Consider the following 12,297-nt stretch of genomic DNA (forward strand, 5'->3'; position numbering starts at 1 on the left):
GGAGCGAAATTGCCTGGTGGGGGCAGGGAGGCGACGGCCATACTCGGACAGGTGTTCCTGACAATCGGTACGACCGGCACCCCAGAGCGTCCCGCCACGGACCTGGGCTTTCTGCTGCACAAGCATCCCGACAAGGCGCAGGTGTTCTCCACCTCGCACGGCTCCGCGCACGTCTTCTACCCCGAGGCGTCCGCCGAGCGCTGCACGGCCGCGCTCCTGCTGGAGGTGGATCCGGTGGCGCTGGTGCGGCGCGGCAAGGGCAAGGGCCGGGGCGGCGCCCCCGACGCGGCGCTCGCGCAGTACGTCAACGACCGCCCCTACGCGGCGTCCTCGCTGCTCTCGGTCGCCCTCGCCGCCGTGTTCAAGTCCGCGCTCGGTGGTGTCTGCCGGGCCCTGCCCGAGCGGGCCGGCAGCCCGTTGCCGCTGCGGATCGAGGTGCCCGCCCTGCCCGCCAGGGGCGGCGCCGAGCTGGTGCACAAGCTGTTCGCGCCGCTCGGCTGGGAGCGGGTCGACGCCACGGCCGTACCGCTGGACGAGGAGTTCCCCGCGTGGGGCGACTCCCGCTACGTACGCCTGGTGCTGGAGGGCGAGTTGCGGCTCGCGGACGCGCTGCGCCAGCTCTATGTCCTGCTCCCGGTCCTCGACGACGCCAAGCACTACTGGGTCGCGCCCGACGAGGTGGACAAGCTGCTGCGCGCGGGCGAGGGCTGGCTGGCCGACCACCCCGAACGGCCGCTGATCACTCGCCGCTACCTCTCCCACCGCTGGGGACTCACACGCCGGGCCGACCAGGCCCTGGAGCTGGTCCGGCTCGCCGAGGCGGACGACCTGGACGTCGACAGCCTCGACAACGCGGTGGACGAGAGCGCCGACACCGAGGAGAAGCCGGTCCCGCTCGCCGCACAGCGACGCGCCGCGATCCTCGACGCGCTGCGCGGAGCCGGGGCGAGCCGGGTGCTCGACCTCGGCTGCGGCCAGGGCCAGTTGGTGCAGGAGCTCCTCAAGGACGTGCGCTTCACCGAGATCGTGGGCGTCGACGTCTCGATGCGCGCCCTCACCATCGCCTCGCGGCGGCTCAAGCTGGACCGGATGGGGGAGCGCCAGGCCGGCCGGGTCACCCTCCGGCAGGGCTCGCTGACCTACACCGACAAGCGGCTGACGGGGTATGACGCCGCTGTGCTCAGCGAGGTCATCGAGCATCTGGACCTGGACCGGCTGCCCGCCCTGGAGTACGCCGTGTTCGGCGCCGCGCGCCCCGGGACGGTGCTCGTGACCACGCCGAACGTCGAGTACAACGTCCGCTGGGAGACCCTCCCGGCCGGACACGTCCGCCACGGGGACCACCGCTTCGAGTGGACCCGGGCCGAATTCCGGGACTGGGCCGGGCAGGTCGCCGAACGGCACGGCTACACGGTGCGGTACGCGCCGGTCGGGCCCGACGACCCCGAGGTGGGGCCGCCGACCCAGCTGGCCGTGTTCACCCGGGCCGACACCACCCCAACCACCACGAAGACCGAGAAGAAGAAGGAGGCGGAAGCCGCATGAACAGAGACCACAGCACGACCGGCGCGGAGACCGCCGCCCCGACCCCCGTGCGCACCCTGCCGGTGACCGACCTCTCCCTCGTCGTCCTCATCGGCGCCAGCGGATCGGGCAAGTCCACCTTCGCCCGCAAGCACTTCAAACCGACCGAGATCGTCTCCTCGGACTTCTGCCGGGGTCTGGTCGCCGACGACGAGAACGACCAGAGCGCCAGCCGCGACGCCTTCGACGTGCTGCACTACATCGCCGGCAAGCGGCTGGAGGCCGGTCGGCTCACCGTGATCGACGCCACCAGCGTCCAGTCCGAGAGCCGCAAGCAGCTCGTCCAGCTGGCCCGCGCGTACGACGTCCTGCCCATCGCCATCGTCCTCGATCTCCCCGAGGAGGTCTGCGCCGCCCGCAACGCGGCCCGCCCGGACCGCGCCTCCATGCCGCGCCACGTCATCCAGCGGCACCGCCGCGAGCTGCGGCGTTCCCTGCGGGGCCTGGAGCGCGAGGGCTTCCGCAAGGTGCACGTCCTGCGCACCGAGGAGGAGGCCGAGAGCGCGACGGTGGTCCTGGAGCGCCGCTACAACGACCTGCGCCACCTCACCGGCCCGTTCGACATCATCGGGGACATCCACGGCTGCCGCTCCGAGCTGGACACCCTGCTCGGCAAGCTCGGCTATGGGGACGGCGCCCACCCCGAAGGACGCACGGCCGTGTTCGTCGGCGACCTCGTGGACCGGGGCCCCGACAGCCCGGGCGTGCTGCGCCGCGTCATGTCCATGGTGGCGGCGGGCAACGCCCTTTGCGTCCCCGGCAACCACGAGAACAAGCTCGGCCGCTACCTCGCGGGCCGCAAGGTCCAGCTCACCCACGGGCTCGCCGAGACCGTCGAGCAGCTGGAGCGCGAGGACGCCGAACACCCCGAGTTCCGGGGGCAGGTGAGGGAGTTCATCGACTCCCTCGTCAGCCACTACGTCCTGGACGGCGGCAAGCTGGTGGTCTGCCACGCCGGGCTGCCCGAGAAGTACCACGGCCGCACCTCCGGCCGGGTCCGTTCGCACGCGCTGTACGGGGACACGACGGGGGAGACCGACGAGTTCGGCCTGCCCGTGCGCTACCCGTGGGCCGAGGAGTACCGGGGCCGCGCCACCGTGGTCTACGGCCACACCCCCGTCCCCACCACCTCCTGGATCAACAACACCATCTGCCTGGACACCGGGGCCGTCTTCGGCGGGAGGATGACCGCGCTGCGCTGGCCGGAGCGCGAACTGGTCGACGTACCCGCCGAGAAGGTCTGGTACGAGCCGGTCAAGCCGCTGGTGACCGAGGCGCCCGGAGGCCGGGAGGGCCGGCCGCTGGACATCGCCGACGTCCAGGGCCGCCGCGTCGTGGAGACCCGGCACCTGGGGCGCGTCGCCGTGCGCGAGGAGAACGCCGCCGCCGCGCTGGAGGTCATGAGCCGGTTCGCCGTCGACCCGCGCCTCCTCGCCTACCTGCCGCCCACCATGGCCCCCACCGCCACCTCCCGCGAGGACGGCTTCCTGGAGCACCCGGCCGAGGCCTTCGCGCAGTACGCGGCCGACGGCGTCGAGCGGGTCGTGTGCGAGGAGAAGCACATGGGCTCCCGGGCCGTGGTCCTGGTCTGCAAGGACGCGGCGGCGGCGACCGCGCGGTTCGGCACGACGGGCACCACCGGCGCGCTGTACACCCGCACCGGACGCCCGTTCCTGGACGACCCGGCCCTGACCGAGACGGTCCTGGACCGGCTCCGCACCGCCGTCACCGCCGCCGGGCTCTGGGCGGAGTGGGACACCGACTGGGTGCTCCTGGACGCCGAGCTGATGCCGTGGTCGCTCAAGGCCGGCGGCCTGCTGCGCTCGCAGTACGCCGCCGTCGGCGCCGCGTCCGGCGCGGTCTTCCCACCGGCCGTCGCCGCCCTGGAGCAGGCGGTCGCCCGGGGCGTCGAGGTGGCCGGCCTCGCCGGACAGCAGCGGGCCCGCGCGCGGGACGCGGCAGCCTTCACCGAGGCGTACCGGCGCTACTGCTGGCCCACCGAGGGGCTGGACGGGGTGCGCCTGGCCCCCTTCCAGATCCTCGCCGTCCAGGGCCGCTCCCTGGCCGCCGTCCCGCACGACGAGCAGCTCGCCCTGCTCGACCGGCTGGTGGAGCACGACCCGACCGGACTGCTCCAGGTCACCCGCCGGCTCGTCGTCGACACCGGCGACGAGGCCTCGGTCCGGGCGGGCGTGGACTGGTGGCTGGAGATGACCGGGCGGGGCGGCGAGGGCATGGTCGTCAAACCGCTCGGCGCCCTCGTCCGGGACGCCGGGGGCCGCCTCGTCCAGCCCGGCATCAAGGTGCGGGGCCGGGAGTACCTCCGCATCATCTACGGCCCCGAGTACACCCGCCCGGAGAATCTGGAGCGCCTGCGCTCCCGGTTCCTCGGCCACAAGCGCTCGCTGGCGCTGCGGGAGTACGCGCTCGGTCTGGAGGCGCTGGACCGGCTGGCGGAGGGCGAGCCGCTGTGGCGGGTCCACGAGGCGGTGTTCGCGGTCCTGGCGCTGGAGTCGGAGCCGGTGGACCCCCGGCTCTGAACCGGGGCCGGACATCCGCCGGGGCCAACCGGTAGGCGATTCGCCGGGTGAACGGCGCTCCGCGCGGTGAGGATGAAGGCATGGGATTCCATGTCGACTCCGAAGCCGGGCGGCTGCGCCGCGTCGTCCTGCACCGCCCGGATCTGGAGCTGAAGCGGCTCACCCCCAGGAACAAGGACGCGCTCCTGTTCGACGACGTCCTGTGGGTGCGCCGCGCCCGCGAGGAGCACGACGGGTTCGCCGACGTGCTGCGCGACCGGGGGGTCGCCGTGCACCTCTTCGGCGATCTCCTGCGGGAGTCCCTCGACATCCCGGTCGCCCGGCGGCTCGTGCTCGACCGGGTCTTCGACGAGAAGGAGTACGGTCCGCTCGCCACCGAGCACCTGCGGGCCGCCTTCGAGGAGCTGTCCTCGGAGGAGCTGGCGGAGGCCCTGGTCGGTGGCATGACCAAGCGGGAGTTCCTGGAGCGGCACAGCGAGCCGACCTCCGTCCGCTTCCACGTGATGGACAAGGACGACTTCCTGCTGGGCCCGCTGCCGAACCACCTCTTCACCCGGGACACCTCGGCCTGGATCTACGACGGGGTCTCCATCAACGCGATGCGCTGGCCCGCCAGGCAGCGCGAGACCGTCCACTTCGAGGCGATCTACCGGCACCACCCCCTCTTCACCGGCCCGGAGGCGGGCGCCTTCCACCACTGGTCGCAGGGGCAGGACGACTATCCCTCCACCATCGAGGGCGGTGACGTCCTGGTCATCGGGCAGGGGGCCGTCCTCATCGGGATGAGCGAGCGCACCACGCCGCAGGCCGTGGAGATGCTGGCCCGGGGCCTCTTCGACGCGGGCTCGGCGCGCACGATCGTGGCCCTCGACATGCCCAAGGCCCGGGCGTTCATGCACCTGGACACGGTGATGACGATGATCGACGGCGACACCTTCACCCAGTACGCCGGTCTCGGCATGCTCCGCTCGTACACCATCGAGCCCGGCAGCGGCCCGCGCGAGCTGAAGGTCACCGACCACCCGCCCGAGCACATGCACCGCGCCATCGCCGCCGCGCTGGGCCTCGACTCGGTCCGGGTGCTCACCGCCACCCAGGACGTGCACGCGGCCGAGCGCGAGCAGTGGGACGACGGCTGCAACGTGCTCGCGGTCGAGCCCGGGGTGGTCGTCGCGTACGAGCGCAACGCGACGACCAACACCTATCTGCGCAAGCAGGGCATCGAGGTGATCGAGATCCGGGGCAGCGAGCTGGGCCGGGGCCGCGGGGGGCCGCGCTGTATGAGCTGCCCGGTGGAGCGCGACCCCGTGGGCTGAGGAGCGCGCCGACCGCGAGCCGGGCCGGTAGGGAGACGCGCCCTGTATAGAGATGCGGGTCGTCGTATAGACTTCCAGTTCTGCCCGCGCGCAGTGCGCCGATCCCCGTCCGACCCAGGAGCAGTCATCATGGCCATAGACCTCACCGGCCGCCACTTCCTCAAGGAGCTGGACTTCACCTCCGAGGAGTTCCTCGGCCTGGTCTCCCTGGCCGCCGAGCTCAAGGCGGCCAAGAAGGCCGGGGTCGAGGTCCAGCGGCTGCGCGGCAAGAACATCGCGCTGATCTTCGAGAAGACCTCGACCCGTACGCGCTGCGCCTTCGAGGTCGCCGCGGCGGACCAGGGCGCCTCCACCACCTACCTCGACCCGGCGGGCTCCCAGATGGGCCACAAGGAGTCCGTCAGGGACACCGCCCGGGTGCTCGGCCGGATGTTCGACGGGATCGAGTACCGGGGCGACAGCCAGCAGGCCGTCGAGGAGCTGGCCGCCTACGGCGGAGTGCCGGTCTTCAACGGCCTCACCGACGACTGGCACCCCACCCAGATGCTCGCCGACGTGCTCACCATGACCGAGTTCCGCGAGGGGCCCGTCGCGGAGACCGCTTTCGCCTACCTCGGCGACGCCCGGTTCAACATGGGCAACTCCTATCTGGTCACCGGCGCCCTGCTCGGCCTGGACGTCAGGATCGTCGCCCCTGAGGCGTACTGGCCGGACGAGGCCGTGGTGGCGCGGGCCCGGGAGCTCGCCGAGGTCAGCGGCGCGACGATCACCCTCACCGGCGATGTCGCCGAGGGCGTCCGGGGCGCCGACTTCGTCGCCACCGACGTCTGGGTCTCCATGGGGGAGCCCAAGGAGGTGTGGGCCGAGCGCATCGCCGCCCTCGGCCCCTACGCCGTGACGATGGACGTCCTGCGGGCCACCGGCAACCCGGACGTGAAGTTCCTGCACTGCCTGCCCGCCTTCCACGACCTCGGCACCCAGGTCGGCCGGGACATCCACGACCGGTACGGGCTGACCGAGCTGGAGGTCAGCGACGAGGTCTTCGAGTCCGCGCACTCGGTCGTCTTCGACCAGGCGGAGAACCGCATGCACACGATCAAGGCCGTACTGGTGGCCACGCTCGCGGGGAAGTAGCCCCGCCGGTGCCGACCGGTGCGGCCACGGAGGGGGGCTTCGCATGCTCATTCACCCGATTGGGTGAACATGCGAGGTGGTGGCTACGATGTCGCCTCTTGGTGGGGTTCGGGCTCGCGATGCCCGGACCCCCTTCCCATGTGCCGCCCGCGGTCCCCACGGCCGCCGTGCGCACCGGGAGACGTCCCCCCACTGCACCACCAGAGATGAGAACGTCCCGCATGAGCACCGGTCTGCCGGATTCCGGCACCCCGCAGCGCCCCGGCACCTCGAAGCCGGGCCTGCGCCGCAAGAGCCCCGATCAGCTCATCGCCGAGTCCGGCGGCGACCTGGAGGGCCACGGCCTCAAGCGCACGATGGGCCTCTTCCAGCTCGTCTGCTTCGGGGTCGGCGCGATCGTCGGCACCGGCATCTTCGTCGGGCTGTCCGACAGCGTCGCCGAGGCCGGCCCCGCCGTCGTGATCTCGTTCGTCCTCGCGGCCGTCACGTGCGTCTTCACCGCCCTCTCCTTCGCCGAGCTGGGCAGCGCCATTCCGGTCTCCGGAAGCTCGTACTCCTTCGCCTACGCGGCGCTCGGCGAACGCACCGCCTTCCTCGTCGGCTGGTGCCTGCTGCTGGAGTACGGCGTGTCGGTCTCCGCCGTCGCGGTGGGCTGGAGCCAGTACGTCAATGAACTGCTGAACAGCCTGTTCGGCTGGGAACTGCCCGCCGCTCTGTCCTCGGGACCCGCCGACGGCGGTGTGGTCAACCTGCCCGCGGTCGTCGTGATCGCCATGGCCGCCACGCTGCTGGTGCGCGGTGTCCGGGAGAGCGCCACCGCCACCGCCGCCATGGCGGTCCTCAAGATCGGCATCCTGATCGCCTTCTGCGCCGTGGCGTTCAGCGCGTTCCAGGACGACAACCTCATGCCGTTCGCGACCCACGGGCTCGGCGGGATCACCGCGGGCGCCTCGCTGGCGTTCTTCTCCTACATCGGCTTCGACGCCATCACCACCGCGGGCGAAGAGGTCAAGAACCCCCGGCGGAACATCCCCCTCGCCATCCTGATCTGCATCGGCGTCGTCACCCTGCTCTACTGCGCGGTGGCGCTCTCGGCGATCGGCGCGATCGGCTCGGACGCCGTCGCGAACGAGAGCGCGGCCCTCTCCATCGCCGTCAACCAGGTCACCGATTCCGCGGTCGGCGGTGGCATCGTCGCCTTCGGCGCGGTCGTGGCCATCGCCTCGGTGGTGCTCGCCGTGATGTACGGGCAGACCCGCATCCTGATGTCGATGTCCCGCGACGGGCTCGTCCCCCGCGTCTTCGAGCGGGTCTCGCCCAGGACTCACACCCCGGTCGCCAACACCTGGATCGTGGCCTGCGTCTTCGCGGTCCCGGCCGCGTTCGTCCCGCTCGACGTCGTCGTGAACCTGACGACCATCGGCACGCTCGCCACGATGGTCGCCGTCAACGTCGCGGTGGTGGTTCTCCGGCGGAGCGCCCCCGGGCTGAAGCGGACCTTCCGGGTGCCGCTCTACCCGGTCAGCCCGGTGCTGGGCGTCCTGTTCTGCCTGTACCTGATGTACGGGACCGGCTGGACGACCTGGGTCCAGTTCGCGGTCTTCCTCGCCGTCGGCTCGCTGCTGTACGCCGGTTACGGACGCAAGCGCTCCCGACTGGTCAGCTCCCCGGCGACGGACCCGGCTGCGCCGGTATCGCCGGAAGCGTGAACCACACGGCCTTGCCGTGCTCCGTGGTGCGGTGACCGCACGCGGAGCTGAGGGTCCGGATCAGCAGCAGGCCGCGGCCGTGCTCCTGCCAGGGGTCGACCTCACAGCCCGGCTGCGGCCGGGACAGGTCGCCCGGCGGGGCGGGGTCGCGGTCGTGCACCTCGACCTGGCAGCCGGTCGGCATCAGCTCCACGACCAGCTCGATGGGCTCACCGCCCAGGGTGTGCTCGACCGCGTTGGCCACCAGCTCGGCGGTCAGCAGCTCGGCGGTGTCGCTGTCGGCCGGGGCGTCGATGTCCGACAGCGCCGTACGGATCAGAGCGCGGGCGATCGGCACGGCCGCGGTGGAGTGCGGCAGGGCGATGCGCCAGGAAGCGGGGACGGGGACATCGGGCGGCACGGCGGGGTTTCCGTTCGGGAGCGGGTCTTCCTCGAAGCGGGAGGTCTCGACTTCTGGGGGTTCACGCGGTACTCGGGTCGGGACTTCCTGGTGTCAACCTTACGAACCGCTCCGGTCGAGCCATAGAGGCGGTCGGCCGGAGCAAAGGGGACTTTCGCCACAACGGTCTCATGGATGCCGTATTGCGCCCTCGTGACGGAGGTCACGCAAGAGTGATAACTTCGGGGGCGGAAAGCGACCCGCGCACGGCCGGCACCAGCCCGATCGCTGAAGGGGACCCCTCCATGAGCCCGTTTCCCAGCTCGGCCCCGAGCACCGAGGAATGGCGTCATCTGCGGCTGACCCGGGACGACGGTGTGGCCACCGTCACATTCTCCCGCCCCGAGAAACTCAACGCGCTCACCTTCGGCGCCTACGCCGATCTGCGCGACCTCCTCGCCGAGCTCTCCCGGGAACGCTCCGTCCGCGCCCTCGTCCTCGCCGGGGAGGGGCGCGGCTTCTGCTCCGGCGGCGACGTCGACGAGATCATCGGCGCCACCCTGGCCATGGACACCGCGCGGCTCCTCGACTTCAACCGGATGACCGGCCAGGTCGTCCGGGCCCTGCGGGAATGCCCCTTCCCCGTCGTCGCCGCCGTCCACGGCGTCGCCGCCGGGGCCGGCGCCGTGCTGGCCCTGGCCGCCGACTTCCGCGTCGCCGACCCCTCGGCCCGCTTCGCCTTCCTCTTCACCCGGGTCGGCCTCTCCGGGGGCGACATGGGCGCCGCCTACCTGCTGCCCCGGGTCGTCGGCCTCGGCCACGCCACCCGGCTCCTGATGCTCGGGGACGCCGTCCGGGCTCCCGAGGCGGAGCGGATCGGCCTGATCAGCGAGCTGGCCGAGGAGGGGAAGGCCGACGAGCGCGCCGCCGAGCTGGCCCGCCGCCTCGCCGACGGACCGGCCCTCGCCCTCGCCCAGACCAAGGCCCTGCTCACCGCCGAGCTCGACATGCCGCTCGCCGCCTCCGTCGAGCTGGACGCCAGCACCCAGGCCCTCCTGATGCACGGCGAGGACTACGCCGAGTTCCACGCCGCCTTCACCGAGAAGCGGCCGCCGCAGTGGCAGGGGCGGTAGCCGTGGCGCGCGGCACCGCCCCCGTACGGCGGGTCGCGGTCATCGGCGGCGGCCCCGGCGGGCTCTACGCCGCGTCCCTGCTCAAACGGCTCGACCCGGATCGCGCCGTCACCGTCTACGAGCGCAACGCCCCCGACGACACCTTCGGCTTCGGCGTCGTCCTCTCCGACGAGACCCTCGGCGGCATCGAACACGCCGACCCCGAGGTGTACCGCGCGCTCGGCCGCGAGTTCGTCCGCTGGGACTCCATCGACGTCGTCCACCGGGGCCGGACCCACACCTCCGACGGCCACGGCTTCGCCGCCCTCGGCCGCCGCCGGCTCCTGGAGATCCTGCACGAGCGCTGCGGCGGCCTCGGCGTCGACCTCCGCTTCCGCGCCCCGGCCCCGCCCGCCGCCGAGCTCGCCGCCCACCACGACCTGGTCATCGCCGCCGACGGGGTGCACAGCGCCACCCGCGCGGCCCACGCCGACGCCTTCGGCCCGCACGTCGCCGAGCACCACAACCGCTACATCTGGCTCGCCGCCGACTTCGCGCTCGACGCCTTCCGCTTCGAGATCGCCGAAACCCCGCACGGAGTCATGCAGTTGCACGGCTACCCCTACGCGGCGGACGCGTCCACCGTCATCGTCGAGATGCGCGAGGAGGTCTGGCGGGCGGCCGGGCTCGACACCGCTGACGCGGCCGAATCCACCGCCCGCTGCGCCGAGTTCTTCGCCGAAGCGCTGGACGGCCGCCCCCTGCGCGGCAACCGGTCCTCCTGGCTCGCCTTCCGCACGGTCACCAACTCCCGCTGGTCCCACGGCAACACCGTGCTCATCGGCGACGCGGCCCACACCGCCCACTTCTCCATCGGCTCCGGCACCAAGCTCGCCGTCGAGGACGCCCTGGCGCTGGCGGCCTGCGTCGAGGAACAGCCGGACCTGCCGGCGGCCCTCGCCGCGTACGAGGCCGAGCGCCGCCCGGTCGTCGCCTCCACCCAGCGCGCCGCCGCCGCCAGCCTGCGCTGGTTCGAGGAGCTGGCCACCTACGTCGACCAGCCGCCCCGCCGCTTCGCCTTCAACCTGCTCACCCGCAGCCGCCGGGTCACCCACGACAACCTCCGGCTGCGCGACGCCTCGTTCACCGCCGCCGTCGAGGAGGAGTTCGGCTGCCCGCCCGGCACCCCGCCGATGTTCACCCCGTTCCGGCTGCGCGGCCTGGAACTGCGCAACCGCGTCGTCGTCTCGCCCATGGACATGTACTCCGCCACCGACGGGTACCCCGGCGACTTCCACCTCGTCCACCTCGGGGCCCGGGCGCTCGGCGGCGCGGGACTCACCATGACCGAGATGGTCTGCGTCAGCCCCGAGGGCCGCATCACTCCCGGCTGCACGGGGCTGTGGAACGACGAACAGGCGCTCGCCTGGCGGCGGATCACCGATTTCGTCCACGCCTGCGCCCCCGGCGCCGCCATCGGTGTGCAACTCGGCCACTCCGGCCGCAAGGGCTCCACCAAGCTCATGTGGGAAGGCATCGACCACCCCCTGGAGGACGGCAACTGGCCCCTGACGGCCGCCTCCCCGCTCCCGTACGAGCCGGGCGTCAGCCAGGTCCCCGCGGAACTGGACCGGGCCGGACTGGACGCCGTGCGCGAGCAGTTCACGCAGGCCGCCCGGCGCGCCGCCGAATCCGGCTTCGACCTCCTCGAACTCCACTGCGCCCACGGCTACTTGCTCTCCGGATTCCTCTCCCCGCTCACCAACCGCCGCACCGACGCCTACGGGGGATCCCTGGAGGGCCGCCTCCGCTTCCCCCTCGACGTCTTCGACGCCGTACGCCGGGTCTGGCCGAGGGAGCGGCCGATGACCGTCCGGATCTCCGCCACCGACTGGGCCGAGGGCGGCACCGACGCCGAGGACGCCGTCACGATCGCCCGCGCCTTCGCCGACCACGGGGCCGACGCCATCGACGTCTCCACCGGGCAGGTCGTCGCCGACGAGCGCCCCGAGTTCGGCCGCTCCTACCAGACCCCGTACGCCGACCGGATCCGCAACACCGTGGGCGTCCCCGTCATCGCGGTCGGCGCGATCTCCTCCTGGGACGACGTCAACTCCCTGCTCCTGGCGGGCCGCGCCGACCTCTGCGCCCTGGCCCGCCCCCACCTGTACGACCCGCACTGGACCCTCCACGCGGCCGCCGAACAGGGCTACAGCGGGCCCGCCGCTCCCTGGCCCCTCCCGTACGGCGCGGGCAGCCGCCCCCCGCCCACCGGCCGCACCGACGGGCCGAAGCCCCGGCTCACGCTGGGCTGAGGCAGTCGTGGCACCGGCAGGGGACGGGGTGCGGCGCCCCGCGCCAGTGCTCCTCGCGGTAGCGCGGGGCCAGGCGCCCGAGCAGGGCGGCCAGCTCCTCGGCGTACTCCCGCGTGGCCCACGAACCGTCCACGCCGAACGCCGCCACCCGGCGCAGTACCGCCGGGCTGTACACCGCGACGGGCCGGAAGGTGTGGAGGTTGCGGGT

Annotated in this window: 8 protein-coding genes and 1 pseudogene; 7 read left to right on the forward strand and 2 right to left on the reverse strand. The window is 72.6% G+C overall.

Annotation, left to right across the window (positions count from 1 at the left end):
* The first annotated feature begins 51 nt into the window (after nt 1–51).
* The 5 genes from DTB53_RS28090 to DTB53_RS28110 all read left to right on the forward strand — a co-directional run bounded on the left by DTB53_RS28090 (nt 52) and on the right by DTB53_RS28110 (nt 8,283).
* A complete protein-coding gene (locus DTB53_RS28090) occupies nt 52–1,545 on the forward strand; it encodes a 3' terminal RNA ribose 2'-O-methyltransferase Hen1 (protein ID WP_012378630.1) in 1,494 nt (497 codons plus the stop codon).
* A complete protein-coding gene (locus tag DTB53_RS28095) occupies nt 1,542–4,124 on the forward strand; it encodes a polynucleotide kinase-phosphatase (protein WP_012378629.1) in 2,583 nt (860 codons plus the stop codon). The genes DTB53_RS28090 and DTB53_RS28095 overlap by 4 nt, the downstream gene beginning before the upstream one ends.
* 80 nt (nt 4,125–4,204) lie before the next feature.
* Entirely contained in the window at nt 4,205–5,440 is a 1,236-nt protein-coding gene (locus tag DTB53_RS28100) for an arginine deiminase (protein ID WP_012378628.1), read from the forward strand.
* A gap of 129 nt (nt 5,441–5,569) precedes the next feature.
* Nucleotides 5,570–6,574 (forward strand): ornithine carbamoyltransferase, encoded by a 1,005-nt coding sequence (gene argF / locus DTB53_RS28105; protein ID WP_003965622.1) that lies wholly within the window; start codon nt 5,570–5,572, stop codon nt 6,572–6,574.
* A gap of 221 nt (nt 6,575–6,795) precedes the next feature.
* Nucleotides 6,796–8,283, forward strand: coding sequence for an amino acid permease (locus DTB53_RS28110; RefSeq protein WP_003965621.1), 1,488 nt, complete (start codon nt 6,796–6,798; stop codon nt 8,281–8,283).
* Here DTB53_RS28110 and DTB53_RS28115 read toward each other — a convergent pair.
* Nucleotides 8,234–8,683, reverse strand: coding sequence for an ATP-binding protein (locus DTB53_RS28115; protein WP_003965620.1), 450 nt, complete (start codon nt 8,681–8,683; stop codon nt 8,234–8,236). The genes DTB53_RS28110 and DTB53_RS28115 overlap by 50 nt on opposite strands.
* A 284-nt stretch (nt 8,684–8,967) precedes the next feature.
* Between DTB53_RS28115 and DTB53_RS28120 the strand changes: the two genes are divergently transcribed.
* Complete coding sequence (locus DTB53_RS28120; protein ID WP_012378627.1) at nt 8,968–9,795, forward strand: enoyl-CoA hydratase family protein; 828 nt, start codon at nt 8,968–8,970, stop codon at nt 9,793–9,795.
* Nucleotides 9,780–12,089: a bifunctional salicylyl-CoA 5-hydroxylase/oxidoreductase gene (locus tag DTB53_RS28125; protein ID WP_042495885.1), complete on the forward strand. Its 2,310-nt coding sequence runs from the start codon at nt 9,780–9,782 to the stop codon at nt 12,087–12,089. Before DTB53_RS28120 ends, DTB53_RS28125 begins: the two co-directional genes overlap by 16 nt.
* Here the strand turns inward: DTB53_RS28125 and DTB53_RS28130 are convergent.
* Nucleotides 12,076–12,297: pseudogene (locus DTB53_RS28130) on the reverse strand (hypothetical protein); the annotation flags it as partial. The gene DTB53_RS28125 and the pseudogene DTB53_RS28130 overlap by 14 nt on opposite strands.

Origin of the sequence: Streptomyces griseus (genome assembly GCF_900460065.1) — a bacterium.
Classification (GTDB): domain Bacteria; phylum Actinomycetota; class Actinomycetes; order Streptomycetales; family Streptomycetaceae; genus Streptomyces; species Streptomyces griseus.